Below are 22,802 nucleotides of genomic sequence, written 5' to 3' on the forward strand. Positions count from 1 at the left end.
AACCACCAGCTGGGCAGCCGACGATCAGCCGGGCAGCGTCAGCCTGAACAGCGCGCCCCCGCCGGGCGCCCTCTCCGCCGAGAGCTCCGCTCCGTGTGCGTGGGCGATCTGGCGGGCCATCGCGAGACCGAGGCCCGAACCCGGCAGGGCGCGGGCCTTCTCGGCGCGGTAGAAGCGGTCGAAGACGTACGGCAGGTCCTCCTCCGCGATGCCGGGCCCGTGATCGCGGACCGTCAGGACGGCGGAGGTCAGGGAGACCTCCACGGGCGTGCCCGGCGGGCTGAACTTGGCCGCGTTGTCCAGGAGGTTGGTGACCAGGCGTGAGAGACGCGCGGGTACGCCGGGGATGCTCAGGTCCGCCGCTTCCGGTGTCACCTGGAGCGTGAAGGGCACCTGCGGCCAGTGGCCGCGCGCCGCGTCCACGACGTGCGTGACCAGAGGCGCGAGCCGCACCTCCTCCAGGAGGGGCTGCGGCTCCTCGTCACGCGCCAGCTCGATCAGGTCGTTGACCATGCCGGTGACCTCGCGCAGCTGGCGGGCAAGGGCGCCGGACGCGCGTTCGCGCTGCGCCTCGCTCAACCGGTCGGCGCGGGCCAAGAGTTCGGCGTTCGTCCGCAGCGCCGTCAGCGGAGTACGCAGCTCGTGCGAGGCATCGGCGACCAGGCGGCGGCGTGCCGTGACCGACTCCTCCAGCTCGGCCAGCATCGCGTTGAACGACGCGGCGAGGCGGGTCACCTCGTCCTCGCGGCCCGGCGGCCCCGGCGGCAGCTCGATGCGGTGGCGGGCGTCACGGGTCGCCGCGATGCGCTCCGCCGTGGCGGTGAGGCGGGCGACCGGGGCGAGGCCCGTGCGCGAGACCCAGTAGCCGCCGAGCCCCGACAGGAGCACTCCGGCGCCGCCCACCGCGGAAAGCAGCCCCGCGGCCTGGCGCACGCCGCGCTCGGCGATGTCGGCGCGCAGGGCGACCTGGACGGCGCTCCCCGTGCCGTAGTTGGTCGTGTACATCCGGGTGGGTTTCCCGTACAGCGTCAGGCTCGTGTAGTACGGGGCCGCCCGGCCGCTCGCGACCTTCCTGGTCAACTCCGTGACCGGCAGCAGATACGGCTTCGACGGGTCCTTCGCGGCGTCCGCGGGGACGATCTGGGAGCAGGCGGGGGCACCGGGGTAGCGGCACTCGCGCGCCACCACCCCCGGCTCGCTGTCGTACTCCCGCTGCTGGGCGATGAGGGTCGCCGACTGGGTGAGGTTCTGGTTGAGCTGCTGGTAGAGCTTGTAGCGGATGACGAGGAACGCGGCCACGCACACTCCGACCGCGACCAGCGCGACGGCCGCCGCCGCGGCGAGCGCGAGCCGCGTGCGCAGCGGACGCCTGCGCCGCCACCGCGCGCCGAGCCTGCGCCGGGCGCTCACGGGCTGCCCAGCCGGTAGCCGACGCCGTGCACCGTGTGCACCAGGCGTGGTTCGCCGCCCGACTCCAGCTTGCGGCGCAGATAACCGACGTACACGGCAAGGGAGTTGGAGTCCGGCCCGAAGTCGCGGCCCCAGACCGACTCCTGGATGAGCTCGCGTGGAAGCACCTGACCGGCGTTCCGCATGAGCAGTTCGAGCAGGGTGGCCTCGGTGCGGCTGAACTCGACCGTGCGGTGGCCGCGGCGGCCGGTGCGGGTCGACGGGTCGAGGACGAGATCGCCGTACGCCAGGTCGTCGCCCTCGGCGGCGGAGAGCTGCTCGGGGGCGGCGCGGCGCAGGAGCGCGCGGACGCGGGCGACGAGCTCGTCCAGGGCGAAGGGCTTCACCAGATAGTCGTCGGCGCCCGCGTCGAGGCCGTCGACGCGCTCACTGACGGAGCCGAGAGCGGTGAGGACGAGGACCGGGGTGCGGTCGCCCGCGGCGCGCAGCTGGCGGCACACGGCGAGGCCGTCGAGGACCGGCATCATCACGTCCAGGACCAGCAGGTCGGGTTCCCAGCGGGCCACCGCCGAGAGCGCACGCTGCCCGTCCGGCGCGCCGCGGACCAAGTGGCCCTCGATCGTGAGGGCGTCCTCCACCGCCGCGCGGACCTCGGGGTCGTCGTCGACGACCAGGATCTTGGCCGCCGTTGGGCCGCCGCCGGTCACGGGTGGGCCCGGCCTGCTCGTGAAGCTCATGGACCCAAGGTGCCAAACGCGGCTCTTAAAACACTCTTAGACCTGCTCGTGATGCTCCATTGCCATGCGAACACCCGATATGCGATCTCCCGATGCGCGATCTTCCGAGGCAGGGGCCAGGGCCGGCGGGCGTGCCCCTCTCTCCGTCGTCATCGGCGCGGGCGGCACCGGGGGACACATCTATCCCGGGCTCGCCCTCGCCGACGCCCTGCGCCGTGCCGTGCCGGGCGCGGTCATCTCCTTCGTCGGTACGGAACGGGGCCTTGAGACCCGGCTGATACCGGAGGCCGGGTACCGCCTCCACACCGTCGACATGATTCCCTTCGACCCCTCGCTCGGCGCCAAGCGGTTTCTGCTGCCCGCCGCCCTGGTGAAGTCCGGCGCCCAGTGCCGGGCGATCCTGCGGGCCCAGGGCGCGCAGGTCGCGGTCGGGATGGGCGGCTACCCCAGCGCCCCCGTCATCGTCGGCGCACGGATGGCGGGCCTGCCCAGCCTGATCCACGAGTCCAACGCGGTGCCGGGCCGCGCCAACCGCTTCGCGGCCCGCCTCACCCCGAACATCGCCGTCGCCTTCGACCGCAGCCGGGAGCATCTGCCGGGCGGCGAGCGCGCGTACACCACCGGGATGCCCATCGCGGCGCCGCTCGCCACGCTCGACCGGGCGGCGCTGCGGGCCGAGGCCCGCCGGGAGTACGGGGTTCCTGACGCGGCCCGGCTGCTGCTCTTCAACGGCGGCAGCCTCGGCGCCGCCAGGCTGACCGAGGCGGCCGTGGGGCTCGCGGCACGCTGGCGGCACCGCGACGACGTACAGCTCCTGATCAAGACGGGACCCGCGGCGCTCGACGAGACGCGGCGGCGCCTGACGGAGGCGGGCGTGGAGGCGACCGCCCGCGCCGTGCCCTACCTCGACCGGATGGACCTCGCGTACGCGGCCGCCGATCTGGTGGTCTGCCGCGCCGGTTCGGCGACCGTCGCCGAACTCGCCGCCACCGGGGTCCCCGCGGTCCTCGTGCCCTACCCGCACGCGCCCGGCGACCACCAGACCCACAACGCGCGGGTCCTCTCCGACGCGGGCGCGGGTCTGCTCCTTCCCGACGGCGAGACGACCGCGGCGCGGCTCGCGGAGCTCGTCGGGCCGCTCCTTGCCGATCCGGCGCGGCTCGCCGCGATGAGCGGGGCGGCCGATCCGGGCCCGCACGCGCGGGCGGCCGACCTGCTCGCCGAGCGGGTCATCCACCTCACCCACCACCACACACCGCACTTGGAGTACGCATGAGCAACAACCGCGCGACGTTCAGCTGGGCCGGCCGCACGGTCCTGGTCACCGGGGCCGAGGGCTTCATCGGCTCGACGCTCGTCGACCTGCTCCTCGAACAGGGCGCGAAGGTCCGCGCCTTCGTGCACTACAAGCCGTACGCGGAGAAGGGCCACCTCGCGCATCTGCTCGGGGACCCGCGGGTCGAGATGCTCGCGGGGGACGTCCGGGACGCGGGGCGCGTGATGGACGCGGTCGCGGGCTGCGACACGGTCTTTCATCTGGCAGCGCTGATCGGTATCCCGTACTCGTACGACTCCCCGGGGGCGTACGTCCAGACGAACGTCGTCGGTACGGAGAACGTGGCGGAGGCGTGCCGGCGGCATGACGTGCGGCGGCTCGTGCACACCTCCACGAGCGAGGTGTACGGGACGGCGCAGACGGCGCCCATCAGCGAGGACCACCCCCTCCAGCCTCAATCCCCGTACTCCGCCTCGAAGATCGGCGCCGACATGATGGCGCTCTCGCACTGGCACGCCTTCGAGCTGCCGGTGACGGTGGTCCGCCCCTTCAACACCTACGGCCCGCGGCAGTCGGCCCGTGCGGTGATCCCCACGATCCTTGCCCAACTGCACTCCGGGGCACGGGAGATCAAGCTGGGCTCGCTCACGCCCACGCGGGACTTCACGTACGTGACGGATACGGCGCGGGGTTTCATGGCTCTGGCGGCGTGCGAGGCGGCTGTCGGCCATGCGGTGAACCTCGGGGTGGGCCAGGAGATTTCGATCGGTGATCTGGCGGAGGCGTTGATCGAGGCGTCCGGGCGCGAGGCGAAGGTGGTCGTCGACCCGTCCCGTCTCCGCCCTTCGGGCAGCGAGGTCCTGCGGCTGCTCTCGGACAACTCCCGGGCGAGGGAGTGGGCGGGGTGGACTCCGTCGGTTTCCTTGACGGAGGGTCTGAAGTGGACGTCGACGTGGGTGGCGGAGAATCTCCACCTCTTCGCGGCGGATCGCTACCAGGTCTGAGGCGCCGCCTGGGGCGGCCTGGGCGTCGCTCCGGCCTGCCGCTCGGCGGCGGGGGTCTCCCGGGGCTGCCAGCTCGTGCGCCGAGTACCGCTTTCCGCCCGCTTCGCGGCGGATGTCTCCCACCCACCCGCCCGATCGCCCCGGGTCGTGTGCTGGGTCTGCCCGTCTGGCTGCCGGCTTCACTGCGGGTTTCAGTGCGCCGCTTCGCGGCGGTCTTTCCCGCCCGCCCGCCCGCCCGATTACCCGGCGGTGAATGGGTGGGTGGGGGATATCCGCCGCGAAGCGGCGGGGGTGGGTCGCAGCCGGTGTTGCCTGCCTACCTGCTGCGCTGGGCTTGTCCATCTGGCTGACAGCTCCGCTGTGGGCTTCAGTTCGCCGCTTCGCAGCGGTTTTCCCCACCCACCCACCCGATTACCCGGCGGTGAACGGGTGGGCTGCAAAGCGGGCGGGGCAGGTTGCGGCTGATGCCTTGGCGGGGCGGTACGACCCAAGCCGCGATCGGCGCGGTTTGCCGCAGGGTGAACGGGTGGGGGGGGAATTCGCCGCGGAGCGGCGGGCGGCGCGTCGTGGTCTTGGGCGACGCCTCGCCCAGCGTCTCCGCACCAGCCCCGCACGCTGACAGCACGCTGCGGGGTAAACGGGTGGGTGGGAGGGGGTATCCGCCGCGAAGCGGCGGCTCTGGGGTCGCCGCAGCCGCAGCCGCAGCGCCAAGCGGGCGGTCAGGGGCTGGTGGAGGCTTCGGGGCCAGTTGCCGCCGCGGCGAGACCGCCCAGCAGCAGCAGCGTAAAGCGGCGGGCCCAGTCCTGGTCCACCGGTTCCGCGCTGACCAGCGCCCGATGCACCACCGCCCCGGCGATCACGTCGAAGATGAGGTCCGCGGTGCGGCCGGCCGCCGCGGGGTCGGGTTCCGCGGGCAGCTCCCCCCGCTCCTGCGCCCGCTTGCGCCCCGCGAGGACCAGCCGCTTCTGGCGGTCCACGATCGACGTACGGATCCGCTCCCGCAGTGGCTCGTCCGACGTCGACTCGGCCACCACCGCCATCAGCGCGGTCTTCGTCTCGGGACGGCCGAGCAGCGCCGCGAACTGGAGCACCACACCTTCGATGTCCGCCGCCAGGCTGCCGCGGTCCGGCAGTTCCAGCTCGTCGAACAGTTCCGCCACCGCGTCCACGACCAGCTCGCTCTTGCCCGCCCAGCGCCGGTAGAGGGTCGTCTTGGCCACGCCCGCACGCGTCGCGACGTCGCCCAGGGTCAGCTTGGACCAGCCCAGTTCGACCAGGGCCTGACGCGTCGACTCCAGGATCGCGGTGTCCGCCGCCGCGTTGCGGGGGCGGCCACCGGTGCGGGCGGGGGAGGGAATGCGGCTCTGCATCCCGTGACCATACCGGCCAGTACGGAATGGGCCGGATCAGTGGCGAGTGAGGCAGATCACTGTAGTTCGCGCAGGCCCGCCGCCCACACGTCGGCGCCCGACAGTTACGCTACGACTCGTAGCGAAAGAGATGTGGGCGGGACGAACGGCAATTCCTCCTCGGCGCCCACACTCGATCGCTGCGAGAGCGACAACAAGCAGCGACAGCAGACAGCGACAACCACAGCGGCAAGCACCGGCACAGGGTGGGGACCCTGCGCCACAACCATCGGTCCTCCTCGGGACCTTGGCGCCACGACCGTCCGCGGCCCCGCAATCCGGCGGGGGGCCTCGGACGGGCGCGGTTCCCGCACGGCTTGGGGGAGGATGTACTCATGCAGCCACGGAACATGTCCATGAGCGGAGTCGTCGACCTCGCCGCCGTGAAGGCGGCCCAGGAGGCCAAGGCGAAGGCGGAGCAGGCGCGCGCCGAAGCGGCCCGGCAGGGCGGGGGCGCCGCGTCGGGCGTCTCGCCGTCCAGCCTCGTCATCGACGTAGACGAGGCCGGTTTTGAGCGCGACGTCCTCCAGCGCTCCACCGAAGTGCCCGTCGTCATCGACTTCTGGGCCGAGTGGTGCGAGCCGTGCAAGCAGCTGAGCCCGCTGCTCGAAGGCCTCGCGCGGGAGTACAACGGCCGTTTCGTCCTCGCCAAGATCGACGTGGACGCCAATCAGATGCTGATGCAGCAGTTCGGGGTCCAGGGGATCCCGGCGGTCTTCGCGGTGGTGGCCGGGCAGGCCCTGCCGCTCTTCCAGGGCGCGGCCCCGGTGGAGCAGATCCGCCAGACCCTGGACCAGCTGATCCAGGTCGGCGAGGAGCGCTTCGGGCTCACCGGTATCACCGTCGACCCGGACGCCGGGGGTGACCAGCAGGAGGCGCCCGTCGCCGAGGTGCCCGCCGGTCCTTACGACGCCCTGCTCGAAGCCGCCGTCCAGGCGCTGGACGCGGGCGACTTGGGCGGCGCGGTCCAGGCATACCGCAACGTACTGAACGACGACCCGGGCAACACGGAGGCCAAGCTCGGCCTGGCCCAGGCCGAACTGCTGCAGCGGGTCCAGGGTCTGGACCCGCAGCAGGTCCGCAAGGACGCCGCCGACCGTCCCGCGGACGTGGCCGCGCAGATCGCCGCCGCCGACCTGGATCTGGTGGGCGGTCATGTGGAGGACGCCTTCGGGCGGCTCATCGACGCGGTCCGGCGTACGGCGGGCGAGGACCGGGACGCCGCGCGCGTGCGGCTGCTCGAACTCCTCGAGGTGGTCGGCTCGGACGACCCGCGGGTGACCGCGGCGCGTACGCAGCTCGCGCGGGTGCTCTTCTGAGCCGTCCCGCGGGCCGTTCGCTGACCAGTCCCTAAACGCTGGGGCTTGTGTTGCCCGAGTGAAAATTCGCCGTCAAGGCGTCACAGTGGCCGCGCTTTACCAAAACTTGGTAAACGCGGCCACTGTTACTGGGAGTAAGCCCAGGCCAGTCTTCTGTCCTGTTGTGCACTTGAACCTCCCGATCTGTTCCTCCCCATGGGTGCACCGTCCGTGGCCGACCGATACCGGGCGGTCGTGGTTCGGTTATCGCGCCGTTACTAGCCAGTAACGAACCCCCTTGTGCGGGGGCCGAGAATGCACCACGATCGGCGACGCTCGGTCCAATAACCCGCAGCCCGAAAGCCAATCGGGAGCGGGCTTTCTGGGTCCCCACCGAGCAGGCCGGAGACACCCCGTCACCGGCCTTGGACAGGGGGGTCTCTGCCATCCGGCAGGGCCTGTCCGGCAGGTTGTGCGTGTCGCGTGCGACCAGTGGTTGTCGCTCGGGGGTGATCTCCCGAGGACGTAGCGCTTCTCCCATCCCTGCCCGGCTGAGCCGCCCGAACGGGACCAGCCAGGGCCGGAGATGTACGTCCGAGAAGGAGGAAAGTCATGGAGTCCGTGGCTCGTGGCGGAACCAGATGGAAGCGGTTCGCCGTAGTCATGGTGCCGAGCGTCGCGGCGACTGCCGCGATAGGCGTGGCCCTCTCGCAGGGTGCACTCGCGGCATCGTTCAGTGTGTCCGGTCAGCAGTTCAAGGTGACTGCCGACCAGCTCGACGGTACGGGTTTCGTCCAGTACGGGGCGCTTGACAGCGGCAAGTCGGGTAACCACCCGGTCGCCGTCGTCGGCCTCGACTCGGCCAAGATCACCAACCTGTGTCAGTCCGTCGTCGTTCCGGTCCCCGTCTTCGGCGATGTGTCGATGACCCTCAAGGCCGGCGCCAAGGGCGGCCCCAGGGTCGAGGCGAAGAAGCTCTACATCGACGCCGACGACCTGAAGGCCGACGCGACGTTCACCAACGTCGACATCGGCGTCTCGGTCGACCAGACCACCAAGGGCCCCGGCCCGGCGAAGGGCGACAAGTACGCCCCGGACTCGTTCGCGCAGCAGGCTGACAAGGTGCGGTTCACCGACGTCAAGCAGCGCGCGTGGGCGACCACCGCCGGCACCTTCAAGCTCTCTGGCCTGGGCATGTCGGTCAAGAAGGGCAAGCACGAGTGCTACTGAGGCAACTGATGCCTCGACAGCGGTACTTGTAGCGAAGAACGGCCGGGCGCGGGGGCGCGACGGATATCGACAGCCGTCCCCGTGCCCGAATCCGCAGGACACAGAACCAACGCCATTCCCCGAGGAGCTGTACGACATGAGCGCCGAAGCGCAAGTGGGGCTGGGCGACAAGCTCGGCCGGATGCGCCGATCGTTCCGAGGGTGGCGCGGTCAGCGCCCGTTCTGGGGTGGTCTGCTGACGTTGCTCGGCGGCATCCCGATCATGTACTTCCCGTACGCGAACCTCACGCTCGGCACGATGACGATCCGGATGGCGACGACCGCCGGCGCCGGCTCGCTGATCATCGGCGTCCTGCTTGTCGTGCTCGGCCTGACCATGTGGTTCCAGCCGCACTCCCGGATCTTCGCGGGCGTCGCGGCGATTCTGCTCGCCCTGGTCTCTCTGGTGGTCTCCAACTTCGGCGGCTTCGTCATCGGCTTCCTGCTCGCCCTGATCGGCGGTGCCCTCGGCATCTCCTGGGCGGCGGCCAAGCCGGCGAAGGAACCCGCCAAGGCGCGGACCGAAGGCTCCGACGACGGGGCGCCGGAGCCCGCGGCCGCGGGGGCCGCGAACGGGGTGAGCGGCACTACGGACGATCTGTCAGGAACGAGCCCGGACAACGGGACGAACGGGAGGCACCGTGCCGGCTGACGAGGTGCACCATGAGGACTCCGCGGGGCAGCCCCGCGCGAGATCCGGGCCGCGCCACGCGGCACCCAGAAAGCCGCTCCTCACCCGCCTGCACGTTCCGGCGGGCAAGGCGATAGCCATCGCGGCCATGCCGACCGCGGTCCTCATGGGCATGGGACTGACCCCCCAGCTCGCGCAGGCCAAGCCACTGCCGAAGAACCCCTTCCAGGACGGCCCGTGCGTCACGGCGCCGGACGATGCGTCCGAGGCCACCAAGGACGCGGAGAAGGAAGCCGACAAGGCTGCCGAGGAGAAGGCGGAGAAGGAGGCAGCGGAGAAGGAGAAGGCCGAGAAGGACGCGGCCAAGAAGGACGAGGCCGCCGAGCCGACGCCTTCGCCCTCCGCCGGTGACGAGGCGGGCTCGGACTCCGACAGCCCGGACGGCTCCGGCAGCTCCGACAAGGCCGAGCCGACCCCGTCCCCTTCGGACGACAAGGCCGACGAGCCCGCTCCGGAACCCTCCGAGACCAAGAACCCGCTGGACCCGCTGGGTGTCGGCCCCGCGCTCAAGGACCTCTTCACGCCCGACGAGAAGGAATCCGCGAGCCCCACGCCGACCCCGTCGGCCTCCGAGGAGAGCAAGTCCTCCGAGGAAGAGGCGAAGGACACGGCGAAGGACACCGTCGACGACGTCACCAAGCCCGTCGAGGACACCCTCGACGGCGTCAAGGACGGCGTCGAGGACGGTGCGGGCAAGGCCGGGGACACGGTCGACAAGGCCAAGGAAGACGCCGAGAAGGCCGCCGAAGAGGCGGCCGACAAGGCGAAGGCCGAGGAGTCCGCGGACCCGATGGCACCGGACGAGAACGGCAAGAAGCCGTTCCCGTGCGTGGTCGAGAAGAAGGTCGACGGAAAGGCCGAGCAGACGCCCGCGCCGATCCCGAACCAGCCGTGGCACCTGGAAGCCAGCTCGCTCACCCTCAAGGGCGCGGACTACCAGGGCGTCGTCAACCTGACGATGCCCAATGGCAAGACGAAGCAGGCCCTCAAGTACGTCGTCCAGAACACGGACATCGGCGACCTGCACCAGATCGTCGAGGGCCCGGCCGGGAAGAAGTACCACGTCCAGGCCGAGAAGGGCTCCACCTCCACCATCCGTGGCGGCGAGACGACCATGTACACCGAGTCGATCTCCGGCAAGCTCTTCGGGCTCATCCCGATCACGTTCGACCCCGAGCACCCGCCGCCCCTGAACATCCCGCTGATCTACTTCACGGACGTGAAGGTGCAGCAGGCAGGCCAGTTCGGCGGCAACCTGCACGTCCCCGGTCTGAGCCAGACGATCACCGACTGATCTTCACCGGGAGCCGCGAAGCGCCGAGGGCGCCCCCTGCGTCAGGGGGCGCCCTCAGCGTCGTATCAGGGTGTGTCAGCCGCCCAGGTGATGCACCCGGACCATGTTGGTGGTGCCGGGAACGCCGGGAGGCGAACCAGCCGTGATGATCACGGTGTCGCCGTCGTTGAAGCGGTTCAGCTTGACCAGCTCGGCATCGACGAGATCGACCATCGCGTCGGTGTTGTCGACGTGCGGCACGACGTACGAGTCCACGCCCCAGCTCAGGGTGAGCTGATTGCGGGTCGCCTGGTCGGTCGTGAAGGCCAGGATCGGCTGCGCCGCGCGATAGCGGGACAGACGACGGGCCGTGTCACCGGACTGCGTGAAGGCGATCAGCGCCTCACCGCCGAGGAAGTCCGCGATCTCGCACGCGGCACGGGCCACCGAACCACCCTGCGTACGCGGCTTCTTGCCCGGCACGAGCGGCTGCAGACCCTTGGCGAGCAGCTCCTCCTCGGCCGCCGTGACGATCTTCGACATCGTCTTGACGGTCTCGATCGGGTACGCGCCCACGGACGACTCGGCGGACAGCATGACCGCGTCCGCGCCGTCCAGGATCGCGTTGGCGACATCGGACGCCTCGGCGCGCGTGGGACGCGAGTTGGTGATCATCGACTCCATCATCTGGGTCGCGACGATCACCGGCTTGGCGTTGCGGCGGCACATCTCCACGAGGCGCTTCTGCACCATCGGGACCTTCTCGAGCGGATACTCGACGGCCAGGTCACCACGGGCGACCATGACGGCGTCGAAGGCCGCGACGACGCCCTCCATGTTGGCGACGGCCTGCGGCTTCTCCACCTTCGCGATGACGGGGACCCGGCGGCCCTCCTCGTCCATCACCTTGTGGACGTCCTTGACGTCGCCCGCGTCGCGCACGAAGGACAGGGCGACCATGTCGCAGCCCATCTTCAGGGCGAAGCGCAGGTCCTCGACGTCCTTCTCGGAGAGCGCGGGAACGTTCACGGCCGCGCCGGGCAGGTTGATGCCCTTGTGGTCGGAGATGACACCGCCCTCGACGACGATCGTCTTGACGCGCGGGCCCTCCACCTCGACGACGCGCAGCTCGACGTTGCCGTCGTTGATCAGGACCTGGTCGCCCTTGGAGACGTCACCGGGCAGACCCTTGTAGGTGGTGCCGCAGATGGACTTGTCGCCGGGGACGTCCTCGGTGGTGATGGTGAACTCGTCACCGCGCACCAGCTCGACGGGGCCCTCGGCGAAGGTCTCCAGACGGATCTTCGGACCTTGCAGGTCGGCGAGGACGCCGATGGCACGGCCGGTCTTGTCGGCAGCCGCACGGACGCGGTCGTACCGCCCCTGGTGCTCGGCGTGCGTGCCGTGGCTGAAGTTGAAGCGGGCCACATTCATGCCGGCCTCGATCAGCGAGACGAGCTGCTCTTCGGAGTCGACGGCGGGGCCCAGCGTGCAGACGATTTTGGAACGGCGCATGGGGGCGATCCTATCGGTTTGTTTCGCTACGGAATATTCCGTCTGGTGGAATCTACAAATGGGCGGAAGTGCGCTCAGGCGTTGCGGTCACGACGGGTCACCGAACCTCGCGACCAGTGCGTAGGTCTGCTGCGCGATCTCCAGCTCCTCGTCGGTCGGGACGACGGCGACCGCGACCCGCGCGTACTCCGGTGAGATCAGCCGGGCCTCGTCGGAACGTACAGCGTTGAGCTCTCCGTCGACCGCGAGCCCCAACTCCTCCAGACCCGCGACGGCAGCCTCCCGCACCGGCGCCGCGTTCTCACCGACCCCCGCCGTGAACGCCACGGCGTCCACCCGGCCGAGCACCGCGTAGTAGGCGCCGATGTACTTCTTCAGACGGTGGATGTAGATGTCGAACGCGAGCGAGGCCGCGTCATCACCCTCATCGACACGACGCCGGATCTCCCGCATGTCGTTGTCGCCGCAGAGACCGACCAGACCGCTCTTCTTGTTGAGCAGGGTGTCGACCTCGTCGATCGACATCCCGCCGACGCGTGCCAGGTGGAAGACGACCGCCGGGTCCACGTCACCGGAACGGGTACCCATCACGAGCCCCTCAAGCGGCGTGAGCCCCATCGAAGTCTCCACGCACCTGCCACCCCGCACGGCACTCGCCGACGCGCCGTTGCCCAGGTGCAGCACGATGACGTTCACGTCCTTCGGCGCCTTGCCGAGCAGCTTGGCGGTCTCGCGGGACACGTACGCGTGCGACGTCCCGTGGAAGCCGTAACGCCGGACGCGGTGCTCGTCGGCGGTCGCTACGTCGATCGCGTAGCGGGCGGCCGACTCCGGCATCGTGGTGTGGAACGCCGTGTCGAAGACGGCGACCTGAGGGAGGTCGGGGCGCAGGGCCTGGGCCGTGCGGATGCCGGTGATGTTGGCAGGATTGTGCAGCGGAGCCACCGGGACGAGCCGCTGGATCTCCGCGAGCACCTCGTCCGTGACGACCGTCGGCGCGGTGAACTTCAGGCCGCCGTGCACCACGCGGTGGCCGATCGCGGCAAGATCGGGAGAATCGAGGCCGAGGCCGTCGGCGGTGAGCTCGGCGGACACTGCTTTCAGGGCGGCCTCGTGGTCGGGGATAGGCTCGTTGAGCTCGCGCTCCTCGCGGCCGCCGGTCAGCGGGGTGTGCTTGAGCCGCGAGGTCTCCTCGCCGATGCGCTCGACTAGGCCGACCGCGAGGCGGGAGCTGTCCCGCATGTCGAGCAGCTGGTACTTCACCGACGAGGAGCCGGAGTTGAGGACGAGGACGCGGGTGGCGGTCACGGGGGAGGTGCTTTCTGTAGACGTTTGACGGAGTTGGCTATCTGTCATCTGTTTTCTGTCGGCGCTCGAACGCCGATCGCTCATACGCCGGCGGAACCCTGGGCCTGGATCGCCGTGATCACAACGGTATTCACGATGTCCTGCACGAGCGCACCCCGCGACAGGTCGTTCACCGGCTTGCGCAGCCCCTGCAGCACCGGCCCCACAGCGATAGCGCCCGCCGAGCGCTGCACCGCCTTGTACGTGTTGTTGCCGGTGTTCAGGTCCGGGAAGATCAGCACGCTCGCCTGGCCCGCGACCTCCGAGTCCGGCAGCTTCGTCGCCGCGACCGAGGGTTCCACGGCGGCGTCGTACTGGATCGGCCCCTCGATCTTCAGATCGCCGCGGCTCTCCCGCACCAGCTCCGTCGCCTCGCGCACCTTGTCGACGTCGGCGCCCGAACCCGACGTGCCCGTCGAGTACGACAGCATCGCGATCCGCGGCTCCACGCCGAACTGCTCGGCGGTGGCCGCCGCCTGGACGGCGATGTCGGCGAGCTGCTCGGCGTTCGGATCCGGGTTCACCGCGCAGTCGCCGTACACGAGAACCTTGTCGGCGAGGCACATGAAGAAGACGGACGACACGATCGAGGCATCCGGCTTCGTCTTGATGATTTCGAACGCGGGCCGGATGGTGGCGGCCGTGGAGTGAACAGAACCCGAAACCATGCCGTCGGCGAACCCTTCCTGCACCATCAGGGTGCCGAAGTAGTTCACGTCGGCGACGACGTCGTACGCGAGCTCGACGGTGACGCCCTTGTGGGCGCGCAGCTCGGCGTACTTGGCGGCGAACGCGTCCCGCAGCTCGGAGGTCTGCGGGTCGATGAGCTGCGACCCCGCGAGGTCGACGCCGAGGTCCGCGGCCTTCTTGCGGATCTGCTCGACCGGGCCGAGCAGCGTCAGATCGCAGACACCCCGCCGCAGAAGCACATCGGCGGCGCGCAGGACGCGCTCCTCGGTGCCCTCGGGCAGCACGACGCGGCGCTTGTCGGAGCGCGCCTGCTCCAGGAGCTTGTGCTCGAACATCATCGGCGTGACGCGGTCGCTGCTGGGGGCCTGTACGCGGGTGAGCAGGCCCGCCGTGTCGACGTACCGCTCGAAGAGGCCGAGGGCCGTCTCCGCCTTGCGGGGTGTCGCGGCGTTCAACTTCCCTTCCAGGGCGAAGAGTTCACCCGCCGTCGGGAAGGAGCCGCCCGATACGGCGATGACCGGGGTGCCGGGCGCGAGGCGGTCGGCGAGCTTCAGGATCGCCTCGCCCGGCTGTTCGTTGAGGGTGAGCAGGACGCCCGCGATGGGCGGCGTACCGGCGCTGTGTGCGGCGAGCGACCCGACCACGAGGTCGGCGCGGTCGCCGGGGGTGACCACGAGGCAGCCCGGGGTCAGGGCGTTCAGGAAGTTCGGCAGCATCGCGCCGCCGAAGACGAAGTCGAGCGCGTCACGGGCCAGGCCCGCGTCGTCGCCGAGTACGACCCGGCCGCCGAGCGCGTGGGTGATCTGGGCGACGGTGGGTGCGGCGAGGGCGGGCTCGTCGGGCAGGACGTAGCTGGGTACGGGGAGGCCGGCCGCGAGGCTGTCGTGGATCTCGTCGCGGTCAGCCGGGGCGACCCGGTTGGTGACCATCGCGAGGACGTCGCAGCCCAGGCTCTCGTACGCACGGTAGGCGTTGCGCGTCTCGGAGCGGACGGATTCGGCGGTCTGGTTCTTGCCGCCGACGACGGCTATCACCGAGGCGCCGAACTCGTTGGCGAGGCGGGCGTTGAGGGACAGCTCGTCCGGGAGCTGGGTGTCGGCGAAGTCCGTGCCGAGCACGAGGACGATCTCGTAGTCCCGCGCCACCCGGTGAAAGCGGTCGACGAGCTGGGAGACCAGCTCGTCGGTGCCCTGCTCGGCCTGGATCGCGGAGGCCTCGTGGTAATCCATGCCGTACCCGGACGCGGCGTCCTGCGCCAGCCGATATCGGGCTCGAAGAAGATCGAAGAGGCGGTCCGGCCCGTCGTGGACCAGCGGGCGGAAGACCCCCACCCGGTCGACCTGACGGGTCAGGAGTTCCATGACTCCCAGCTCGATGACCTGGCGGCCGTCGCCCCGGTCGATCCCGGTCACGTACACGCTGCGCGTCACGCGTGCTCTCCCCTTCTTCGCTGCGGTTTCCCTGCGTGCCCGGTGAGACCGGGCGAGGCCGGGCGAGGTCACTCAGGGCCGGACAAATGACCCGATATGGTTGCCGTGCCCTCTTGACAATACCTCTGTGGCTGGCTAGGTCGCCCGCCGGACGAAAGGCCTCGTGGAGCGGGCCCGAGGGCCTTCTCCCCAGGATCGGGCGGAGCAGCCGTGGGCCGGGCGTGCTTAGTGTGGGAGCAGCGACCCCTGCGCGGTCATGGAACAATCGGACCGGCTCACAAGCATCAACAGCGAGCAGGAGACACAGCACGATGCGCATCGGAATTCTCACCGCAGGCGGCGACTGCCCCGGCCTCAACGCAGTGATCCGGTCGGTCGTGCACCGCGCCGTCACGCACTACGGCGACGAGGTCATCGGCTTCGAGGACGGTTACGCGGGCCTGCTCGACGGCCGCTACCGCTCCCTCGGTCTCAACGAGGTCAGCGGCATCCTGGCCCGTGGCGGAACGATTCTCGGCTCGTCGCGCCTGGAGCGCGACCGCTTCCGCGCGGCGTGCGAGGACGCGCCCGCGCTCGCCAAGGAGATCGGCTTCGACGTCCTGATCCCCATCGGCGGCGAGGGCACGCTCACGGCCGCGAAGATGCTGTCGGACGCGGGCCTGTCGGTGGTCGGGGTCCCGAAGACGATCGACAACGACATCTCCTCGACCGACCGCACCTTCGGCTTCGACACGGCGGTGGGTGTGGCGACGGAGGCGATGGACCGCCTCAAGACGACGGCCGAGTCCCACCAGCGTGTGATGGTCGTCGAGGTCATGGGTCGGCACGCGGGCTGGATCGCCCTGGAGTCCGGCATGGCGGGCGGCGCCCACGGCATCTGCCTCCCCGAGCGGCCCTTCGACCCCGCTGACCTGGTCAAACTGGTCGAGGAGCGGTTCTCCCGCGGCAAGAAGTTCGCGGTGATCTGCGTCGCCGAGGGCGCGCACCCGGCCGACGGCACCATGAACTACGGCGTGGGCGCGATCGACCAGTTCGGCCACGAGCGCTTCCAGGGCATCGGTACGGCGCTCGCGTACGAACTGGAGAGCCGCCTCGGCAAGGAGGCCAAGCCGGTCATCCTGGGCCACGTGCAGCGCGGCGGCACCCCGACGGCGTACGACCGCGTCCTCGCCACCCGCTTCGGCTGGCACGCGGTGGAGGCGGCGCACCGCGAGGACTTCGGCCGCATGACGGCGCTGCGGGGCACGGACATCACGATGGTGCCGCTCGCGGAGGCGGTCACCGAGCTGAAGACGGTGCCGAAGGACCGGATGGACGAGGCGGAGTCGGTGTTCTAGAGGCCGGTCCACTCGCCGGGGGAATCAGCCCCCGGCTCCCGTCCCCCGCACCTGAGCCCAGAAGTGCTCAAGGATCTTGTCCAGGAAGTCCTGCCCGGCGCTCCCCGAGGCATCGGCTCCTGCGCCGCCGCCCCAGCTGAGCGTCCGCACCATGCGCGACTGATAGTCGGCGTGCAACTGCTGAAGCACATCCTCCAGGTGCCGCTTGCGCACGGGCAGCATCTTGCTGACGGGCCGCACGTACCCCTGCCAGCGGGTGGTGACGGCGCGGCGCAGCAGATCGGCGAGGTCGTCGGCGCGCCCGGTGACGTTGATGAAGTCGGGCAGCGGGAGCTGCAGCACCTCGGCGAGGGCGGCGGACTGCCGCTCGTTGCCACGCCAGGTGTTGGTCTCCTCCATGTGCAGATAGGCCTGGATCTCGACGCCGGCCCCCCGCGCCACGTCCTCGGGGGCGAGCCCGCGCGCGAGCCGGTGCTCGCGCAGGGTGGTCGCGGCGCCCATCAGCTCGCCGGGGGAGCACCACAGGGTCCCGGCGAGGGCGGAGAGCTCGGCGGAGGTGGGCGCGGCGAGCCCGCGCTCCCAGGCGGCGATGGTCTCCGGGGTGATGTACGTGAGCCCATAACTCGCCCGCATCCCATAGGCGACATGCCCGTGCGCCATCCCCAGGGCCTCACGGAGGCGCCGGGCGGCGGGGAAGTTGAACGGGGGCGTCGGCTGATTGGGCTGGCTCGGTTGCACGGGCACACGGTATGGGTGTTGGGGGCTGGCGACTACGGTGCGTTCCCACAAGGTTGCGGATTGGTACGAAGCTACGGGGGTGCGAAGCTACGGGGCGCTGGGCTGGGTGCACCCAGCAACTGCTCCAGCGCGTGCCCGTACTCCCGGAAGAGCACCCGGGCGTCGGGCCGCGCAGGCGAACTGGGGAGCAGCAGATCGGCGAGGAAGGTGACGCGCCACATCCGGAAGACGGCACTGGCTCCGCGCGCGGAGTCGGGGTCCTCATCCATCGCCCCACCGGCCAGTCCGACGGCGATCCGCAAGGCTTCGGCGATCAGTGGAGCCCCTCGCGTGACGCCGAGCCCCCGGGCGATCGCGGCGTTGACGAGGGCCTGGAGGAATCGCGTCAGCTGCAGATCCGCGCCCATGCGGCTCATTCGCCGCACCGCGTCGGGCTCTTCGAGCCTGGGAGATACTTCCTCGTAGACGGAGGACCACATCAGCATGGACGGGGCGCCCACAGGGTGCTCGCGCAGGTAGCCGAGACCGTCGAAGATCTCCATGGTCGCTTCCTCGAAGTCACCGACCTCTTGGACCACCGCGAGAAGCCGCGCCACGTCGTTCTGCCGCGCTGACCCGAACGCGCTCACGGACGCGTCCTGCAGCGACCACGCCCCCGTCGCGGCGACCGCGCCGATCTCCACGATCCCGCCGAGCGGTGCGAAGGCTGCCCGACCAAGAACATCTTCCGGGATGTTCCACTCCGGCATGCTCAAATAGTCCATATCTCCTAGAGGTTCCCGGCTGGACAGCCAGTGTTTTCAAGCGGAGTCTCACGGCTGGCACTTGGCACTCCCGCGAGTGGAATTGATCTGTGTGATGGCCCAGACGCCCGCTTCGTTCCTCTTCAGCTTGGTGGCATAGAGGACGTAGCTGTTCTTTGTCGCGGGCGTCTTCTTGACCTTGTCCTTCTTGAGGTACTTGTCGTAAGCCTTGCTCTGGTCCTCGCAGTAGACGAGGGACGCGAATCCGCCGTCACCCGATACGACTGGGGCGTAGTAGCGATAGGCGCCGGTGGTGCGCGCCTTCGCGTCGACGTAGGCCTTGATGAACTTCTGCGTCTGAGCGGCGGCTTCCCCTTCGTAGTAGAAGCGGTAGGCCTTGTTCATCGGGTCTTGCTCGGCGATGGCCATGTCGACCGCCTTGATGGACTGCTCACCGTCCGCCAGGATCGCGTCCTCGGCCTTCTCGCCCGTCTTCGGCCAGTCGAAGGTGTACGTGAGGTCGGCGGGCAGATCGATCTTCGGGCGCTCAACGGCCTCCGGGGCCGACGCACTGGGCGAAGCCGGCTTCTTCTGGTCTCCCTCTTCCGCTCCGGCGATCTTGTCGTCGTCCTTCGACTCGTCGCCACTGCCACCGCAGGAAGCGAGGAGAAGAGCCGCGGACACGGCGAGCGCGGATGTCGCGAGACGGAGAGGGCGGTTCACTGACGGCTCCTGGTGAGGGCGAGAGTTGGTGCGAGCTGAGCACGCTAGTGGGAGCCGATCTCCGGCACCAGAGAGAAATCTGCTGAGGAATGGAGCGCCAGGCCATGGACCTTGAGGCCTACACCGAGCGGGCGCGGAACGGGCCCTGTTTTGTCTGTGCGTTCCTCGCGGGGGATCCGGGCTATTCGCATCACACCGTCTACGAGGACGAGGATCACGTCGCCTTCCTCGATCGGTGGCCCACCCTTCCCGGCAAGGTCCTCGTTGCGCCCAAGGCGCACATTGAGCACGTCGTCCGTGAGTTGGACGCGGCGAGTTATACGCGGCTCATGCTCTTCGTGCGGGCCGTTGCCCTTGCCGTTGAGGATGTGTTCCGTTCCGAGCGGACCTATCTCTACTCCCTCGGCAGTCAGGACGGGAACAGTCACCTTCACTGGCATATCGCCGCCCTGCCGCCCGGCGTTCCGTATGAAGAGCAGCAGTTCCATGCGTTGATGACCGAGAACGGCGGTGTGCTGGACATGACGTCGGATGACATGGCCGATATTGCCGTGCGGCTGCGAGCAGCCCTCAAAGTGCCTCCTGTGTAGGTAAGTTCGCGGTCATGGATGAGAAAGCCCTCCTCGCGCGCTCCGGTGGCCCCGTCACCCGGGGGCGGCTCGGCCAGGATCTGGTGGCGCTCGGGCTCCGCGCCGGAGACGTCGTGATGTTTCATACCGAGATGTCCGCGATCGGGTACGTGGCCGGTGGGCCGTCGACGGTCATCGGCGCGCTCCGTGATGTCGTCGGAGAGCGCGGCACCCTCATGGTCACCTGCGGCTGGAACGACGCCCCGCCCTACGACCTCACCGACTGGCCGCAGGCCTGGCAGGACGCCGTACGGCAGGAACATCCCGCGTACGATCCCGTCCTCAGCGAGGCGGACCACAACTACGGGCGGCTTCCCGAAGCGTTGCGGCGGTGGCCCGGAGCCGTGCGGAGTCGGCATCCCGATGCCGGGTTCGCGGCGCTCGGTCCGGCGGCGCATCCGCTGATGGACGACCACCCGTGGGACCATCCGCACGGGCCCGACAGTCCACTGGCCCGGCTGGCCGGCATGGGTGGGCGAGTTCTCCTGCTGGGGGCCCCGCTCGATTCCCTCACCCTGCTTCACCACGCCGAAGCGCTCGCCGAAGCCCCTGGAAAGCGGTTCGTCGAGTACGAGCAGCCCATCGTCCTGGACGGGAAGCGGGTCTGGCGCCGCTTTTGCGACATCGACTCCTCGGACGGCGCCTTCGACTACTCGCCCGTGGTGCCGGACGGACAGTGGCCCTTCGACGCCATCGCTCGCGACATGCTCGCCGCCGGAATCGGCACCGAGGGTGCGGTCGGGGCCGCCAGGAGCTATCTGTTCGAGGCCGGGGATGTCGTGAGCTTCGGGGTCGCGTGGATCGAGGGCAAGTTTTCTTCCTCGCCTTCGTCCTCTTCCTCTTCATCGTCCTCGTCGTAGGCGAACCGCGGCGTGGGCTGCGGCTATTGCCGTGTCTGCTCGTACTTCTTGTTCACCTTGCCGAGCTCCGTCCACCTGCCGTCCTCCCGGCGGTCGAACCACACCGGGCGCTCCCGTGCTGAGCGGCGCTTCTCGAACGACACCTCGGCCAGTACGCCGTTGACCGAGACGTTCTGGATCTCGCGGTCCAGGGTGTGTCGGAGTGACGTGGCCGAGCCCTCGGCGGGGAGTTTCTTGAGCGCGGTGGCCAGAGCCAGGGCGCCGTCGTACAGCTCCTGGTTTCCGCGTGCGGAGAGGTTCTCGTCGGGCTCGCCGGAGTAGTTGCGGGTGCGCAGGACTCCGTCGGGGACGGACTTGTCCACCCGTACGCCGGTGGCCCGCTCCTCGGAGTCCTCGCAGACGCCCTCCGGGCTGCCCTGCGTCAGCACCGGTCCCTTGAAGCCGTCGGCCCTGAGCGCCTTGGCCCATACGCCGGCGAAGGTGCCCATGGGCACCACCACGGCTTCCGCCCGCGCCCGCTCGGCCAACGCGGGGATCTGTGACCTCTTCACCTCGTAAGGCTCGGTGTTCAGCGCCTCGGTGGTGATGCCGCCCTTGCGCAGCGCGGTGCCGATGCCGTCCTCGCGGTTCGCCCAGAGCTTGTCCTCGGCCACCAGGACCCGGCGCGCCCCGGTCTCCGAGCGGAGGTAGCGGGCCATCGCCTCGCCCTGCCGCGCCTCGTCGGCCGGGATCGCGAACGCGCCCTCGGCATGGGCGACTTCGGAGCAGGTGCTGATCTCCGGCAGGAACGCCTCGTCCGTGTCGTGCACCCAGGAGAAGTCGACGGTGTCACCGATGACGGCGAGCATGTCCGGGTGCTCGGCGAGGAGCTTGCGGGAGGTCGTGTCCGGGTCGGCGGCCACGGGGACGAGCCGGAAGCGGCTGCCGCTCTTCGCGCCGAGTGTCTCGGCGAAGGCGGACGCGACGGTGCGCTTCTGCTGCGTCGTGAACTGCTTGTACTCCGACCGCTCGTACGCGTCCCCGGTACCGGAGCGCTCGGCGCCGACGTGGGTGTAGCTGTGGGCGACGCCGATCGTGAAGACGGCCGGAGTGTTCCCGGCGCCGGACGCGGAGGGGGACTCTGACTCGGTGTCGGGCGAGGCGAGGGCACGTATGCCCAGGCCGGTCGGGATGCCGACCGCCAGGATGAGCGCGGCGGGAATCAGCAGGCGCTTGTGGGAGCGAGGGCGGGGACGGGGGCGGGGCTCGGGCGCGTCCGGGACGGCGGCGGGTTCCTTGCGGACGTCCTCGACGGGGGAGGCGGGTTGCGTGCGGGCGTCCGCGAGACGGGCCGCCGCCGGTCGCTCCGGCGGGTCCTCCACGCGGACCGTCGGGGGGTGGGCCGGATCGGCCCCGGCCGGGGTGGCGTCGGCGATGGAGTCCTGTACGTCAGGCCCCGGTGCGTCGTACGCAGCAGGCTCGACCGGCGGCCCGCCCACCCCCTGCGGCTCATCCGACCCCAGGGACTCATCCGCCCCCTGCGGCTCATCCGACTCCGGCGGCAGCGACCGAGCCGCCACCAGAATCCGCTCCAACGTCTCCGCCGCACTGGCGGGCCGGTCCGCAGGGTCCTTGGCGAGGAGGTCGAGGACGAGGCGCTCCACCGGCGCGGTCACCTCGGCCCGCGCCCGTGAGGGCCGCAGCGGCGCGTCGTTGACGTGGTTGTACATGACGCCGACCGCGGAACCGGTGAACGGCGGTCGGCCGACGAGGAGTTCGTACAGCACACAACCCAGCGCGTACAGGTCGGTGCGCCCGTCGCCCGCCTCCTGGCGGAACCGCTCCGGCGCCAGATACGGCACGCTGCCGAACGGCAACTGCCCCGTCTGCGTGAGCCGCGAGTCGCCCGCGGCCTGCTCCATGAACGTGGCGATGCCGAAGTCGACGACCTTCGCGGTGCCGTCCTGCGCGATCATGACGTTGCCGGGCTTGATGTCGCGGTGCACGACGCCCGCCGAGTGCGCGGCGTCCAGGGCGCGGCAGACGTCCGCGGCCCAGCGCAGCGCGTCCGCGACCGGCACCCGGACGCTCTCGCGCAGCACTTGGTCCAAGGAGCGCCCCTGAACCAGCGCCATCACCAGGTACGAGGTGCCGTCGTCCGTGCCGTGATCGTGTACAGCGACGATGTACGGACTGTCCAACGAGGCCGCGGCCCGGGCCTCCTGTCGGAACCGGGCCAGCAGCTGCTCCAGCTCATCCACCCCGGCCGAGCCCCCCGGCACGAAGAGCTTCACCGCCACCTCACGGCCCAGGCTCTCGTCCCGCGCCCGCCACACCTCTCCCATGCCGCCCGCGCCGAGCCGCTCAAGCAGCTCGTACCGATCGTTCAGCAAGCGCCCCCGCATGTGCCCTCCCTCAGACCCGGTGATCCTAGCCAGCGGGTC

19 protein-coding genes are annotated in these 22,802 nt (G+C 70.1%); 9 read left to right on the top strand and 10 right to left on the bottom strand.

The features are described from left to right. Window positions 1–24: 24 nt before the first annotated feature. Window positions 25–1,410, bottom strand: a complete 1,386-nt coding sequence (locus ACWGI2_RS20505; RefSeq protein ID WP_453696682.1) for a sensor histidine kinase — start codon at window positions 1,408–1,410, stop codon at window positions 25–27. Next, a complete protein-coding gene (locus ACWGI2_RS20510; protein WP_453696684.1) occupies window positions 1,407–2,147 on the bottom strand; it encodes a response regulator transcription factor in 741 nt (246 codons plus the stop codon). The genes ACWGI2_RS20505 and ACWGI2_RS20510 overlap by 4 nt, the downstream gene beginning before the upstream one ends. Before the next feature lie 79 nt (window positions 2,148–2,226). Between ACWGI2_RS20510 and ACWGI2_RS20515 the strand changes: the two genes are divergently transcribed. After that, window positions 2,227–3,423: a UDP-N-acetylglucosamine--N-acetylmuramyl-(pentapeptide) pyrophosphoryl-undecaprenol N-acetylglucosamine transferase gene (locus ACWGI2_RS20515; RefSeq protein WP_453696685.1), complete on the top strand. Its 1,197-nt coding sequence runs from the start codon at window positions 2,227–2,229 to the stop codon at window positions 3,421–3,423. Next, on the top strand, window positions 3,420–4,427 hold the full coding sequence (locus ACWGI2_RS20520; protein ID WP_453696687.1) for an SDR family NAD(P)-dependent oxidoreductase: 1,008 nt from the start codon (window positions 3,420–3,422) through the stop codon (window positions 4,425–4,427). Before ACWGI2_RS20515 ends, ACWGI2_RS20520 begins: the two co-directional genes overlap by 4 nt. Before the next feature lie 719 nt (window positions 4,428–5,146). Here the strand turns inward: ACWGI2_RS20520 and ACWGI2_RS20525 are convergent. Next, entirely contained in the window at window positions 5,147–5,797 is a 651-nt protein-coding gene (locus ACWGI2_RS20525; protein WP_453696689.1) for a TetR/AcrR family transcriptional regulator, read from the bottom strand. A 374-nt stretch (window positions 5,798–6,171) separates the two neighbouring features. Between ACWGI2_RS20525 and ACWGI2_RS20530 the strand changes: the two genes are divergently transcribed. The 4 genes from ACWGI2_RS20530 (at window position 6,172) to ACWGI2_RS20545 (ending at window position 10,388) form a co-directional block, all read left to right on the top strand. Beyond that, window positions 6,172–7,155, top strand: a complete 984-nt coding sequence (locus ACWGI2_RS20530) for a tetratricopeptide repeat protein (protein ID WP_453397976.1) — start codon at window positions 6,172–6,174, stop codon at window positions 7,153–7,155. A 591-nt stretch (window positions 7,156–7,746) separates the two neighbouring features. Further along, window positions 7,747–8,364 carry a DUF6230 family protein gene (locus tag ACWGI2_RS20535; protein WP_453397977.1) on the top strand — a complete coding sequence of 206 codons (618 nt, stop codon included), beginning with the start codon at window positions 7,747–7,749 and terminating at the stop codon, window positions 8,362–8,364. Between the two features lie 136 nt (window positions 8,365–8,500). Next, on the top strand, window positions 8,501–9,055 hold the full coding sequence (locus ACWGI2_RS20540; RefSeq protein WP_453397978.1) for a DUF6114 domain-containing protein: 555 nt from the start codon (window positions 8,501–8,503) through the stop codon (window positions 9,053–9,055). Continuing rightward, window positions 9,045–10,388: a hypothetical protein gene (locus ACWGI2_RS20545; RefSeq protein ID WP_453696690.1), complete on the top strand. Its 1,344-nt coding sequence runs from the start codon at window positions 9,045–9,047 to the stop codon at window positions 10,386–10,388. Before ACWGI2_RS20540 ends, ACWGI2_RS20545 begins: the two co-directional genes overlap by 11 nt. 75 nt (window positions 10,389–10,463) lie before the next feature. On the opposite strand, the gene pyk is transcribed toward ACWGI2_RS20545, so the two are convergent. The 3 genes from pyk to pta form a co-directional block, all read right to left on the bottom strand. Then, the gene (gene pyk / locus ACWGI2_RS20550; protein WP_453696691.1) at window positions 10,464–11,882 is read right to left on the bottom strand and encodes a pyruvate kinase; all 1,419 of its coding nucleotides are present in this window, start codon (window positions 11,880–11,882) and stop codon (window positions 10,464–10,466) included. 87 nt (window positions 11,883–11,969) lie between these two features. Then, on the bottom strand, window positions 11,970–13,190 hold the full coding sequence (locus tag ACWGI2_RS20555) for an acetate kinase (RefSeq protein ID WP_453696693.1): 1,221 nt from the start codon (window positions 13,188–13,190) through the stop codon (window positions 11,970–11,972). 80 nt (window positions 13,191–13,270) lie between these two features. Next, the gene (pta, locus tag ACWGI2_RS20560) at window positions 13,271–15,349 is read right to left on the bottom strand and encodes a phosphate acetyltransferase (protein ID WP_453696694.1); all 2,079 of its coding nucleotides are present in this window, start codon (window positions 15,347–15,349) and stop codon (window positions 13,271–13,273) included. Between the two features lie 311 nt (window positions 15,350–15,660). On the opposite strand from pta, the gene ACWGI2_RS20565 reads away from it, so the two are divergent. Continuing rightward, window positions 15,661–16,686, top strand: a complete 1,026-nt coding sequence (locus tag ACWGI2_RS20565) for a 6-phosphofructokinase (protein ID WP_453696696.1) — start codon at window positions 15,661–15,663, stop codon at window positions 16,684–16,686. A gap of 24 nt (window positions 16,687–16,710) precedes the next feature. Here ACWGI2_RS20565 and ACWGI2_RS20570 read toward each other — a convergent pair whose 3' ends face one another. The 3 genes from ACWGI2_RS20570 to ACWGI2_RS20580 all read right to left on the bottom strand — a co-directional run bounded on the left by ACWGI2_RS20570 (window position 16,711) and on the right by ACWGI2_RS20580 (window position 18,890). After that, a complete protein-coding gene (locus tag ACWGI2_RS20570; RefSeq protein ID WP_453397984.1) occupies window positions 16,711–17,430 on the bottom strand; it encodes a helix-turn-helix domain-containing protein in 720 nt (239 codons plus the stop codon). A 65-nt stretch (window positions 17,431–17,495) separates the two neighbouring features. After that, entirely contained in the window at window positions 17,496–18,188 is a 693-nt protein-coding gene (locus ACWGI2_RS20575) for a hypothetical protein (RefSeq protein ID WP_453696697.1), read from the bottom strand. 48 nt (window positions 18,189–18,236) lie between these two features. Beyond that, window positions 18,237–18,890 carry a hypothetical protein gene (locus tag ACWGI2_RS20580; RefSeq protein ID WP_453397986.1) on the bottom strand — a complete coding sequence of 218 codons (654 nt, stop codon included), beginning with the start codon at window positions 18,888–18,890 and terminating at the stop codon, window positions 18,237–18,239. 104 nt (window positions 18,891–18,994) lie between these two features. On the opposite strand from ACWGI2_RS20580, the gene ACWGI2_RS20585 reads away from it, so the two are divergent. Together ACWGI2_RS20585 and aac(3) are read left to right on the top strand one after the other, a co-directional pair. After that, the gene (locus ACWGI2_RS20585) at window positions 18,995–19,480 is read left to right on the top strand and encodes an HIT family protein (RefSeq protein WP_453696699.1); all 486 of its coding nucleotides are present in this window, start codon (window positions 18,995–18,997) and stop codon (window positions 19,478–19,480) included. Window positions 19,481–19,494: 14 nt separating this feature from the next. Continuing rightward, a complete protein-coding gene (gene aac(3), locus ACWGI2_RS20590) occupies window positions 19,495–20,379 on the top strand; it encodes an aminoglycoside 3-N-acetyltransferase (RefSeq protein WP_453696700.1) in 885 nt (294 codons plus the stop codon). Window positions 20,380–20,402: 23 nt separating this feature from the next. Here the strand turns inward: aac(3) and ACWGI2_RS20595 are convergent, their stop codons facing one another. After that, window positions 20,403–22,763 (bottom strand): protein kinase domain-containing protein, encoded by a 2,361-nt coding sequence (locus tag ACWGI2_RS20595; RefSeq protein WP_453696702.1) that lies wholly within the window; start codon window positions 22,761–22,763, stop codon window positions 20,403–20,405. Window positions 22,764–22,802: the final 39 nt, after the last annotated feature.

The sequence above is a fragment of the Streptomyces sp. NPDC054866 genome (assembly GCF_053610745.1).

What these genes read in the sequence shown, in the direction of transcription:
- ACWGI2_RS20565 (WP_453696696.1), top strand. Translation starts at nt 15,661, where the DNA reads ATGCGCATCGGAATTCTCACCGCAGGCGGCGACTGCCCCGGCCTCAAC.
- ACWGI2_RS20525 (WP_453696689.1), bottom strand. Translation starts at nt 5,797, where the DNA reads ATGCAGAGCCGCATTCCCTCCCCCGCCCGCACCGGTGGCCGCCCCCGC.
- ACWGI2_RS20585 (WP_453696699.1), top strand. Translation starts at nt 18,995, where the DNA reads ATGGACCTTGAGGCCTACACCGAGCGGGCGCGGAACGGGCCCTGTTTT.
- ACWGI2_RS20540 (WP_453397978.1), top strand. Translation starts at nt 8,501, where the DNA reads ATGAGCGCCGAAGCGCAAGTGGGGCTGGGCGACAAGCTCGGCCGGATG.
- ACWGI2_RS20530 (WP_453397976.1), top strand. Translation starts at nt 6,172, where the DNA reads ATGCAGCCACGGAACATGTCCATGAGCGGAGTCGTCGACCTCGCCGCC.
- ACWGI2_RS20575 (WP_453696697.1), bottom strand. Translation starts at nt 18,188, where the DNA reads ATGGACTATTTGAGCATGCCGGAGTGGAACATCCCGGAAGATGTTCTT.
- ACWGI2_RS20515 (WP_453696685.1), top strand. Translation starts at nt 2,227, where the DNA reads ATGCGATCTCCCGATGCGCGATCTTCCGAGGCAGGGGCCAGGGCCGGC.
- ACWGI2_RS20535 (WP_453397977.1), top strand. Translation starts at nt 7,747, where the DNA reads ATGGAGTCCGTGGCTCGTGGCGGAACCAGATGGAAGCGGTTCGCCGTA.
- pyk (WP_453696691.1), bottom strand. Translation starts at nt 11,882, where the DNA reads ATGCGCCGTTCCAAAATCGTCTGCACGCTGGGCCCCGCCGTCGACTCC.
- ACWGI2_RS20595 (WP_453696702.1), bottom strand. Translation starts at nt 22,763, where the DNA reads ATGCGGGGGCGCTTGCTGAACGATCGGTACGAGCTGCTTGAGCGGCTC.
- ACWGI2_RS20520 (WP_453696687.1), top strand. Translation starts at nt 3,420, where the DNA reads ATGAGCAACAACCGCGCGACGTTCAGCTGGGCCGGCCGCACGGTCCTG.
- ACWGI2_RS20510 (WP_453696684.1), bottom strand. Translation starts at nt 2,147, where the DNA reads ATGAGCTTCACGAGCAGGCCGGGCCCACCCGTGACCGGCGGCGGCCCA.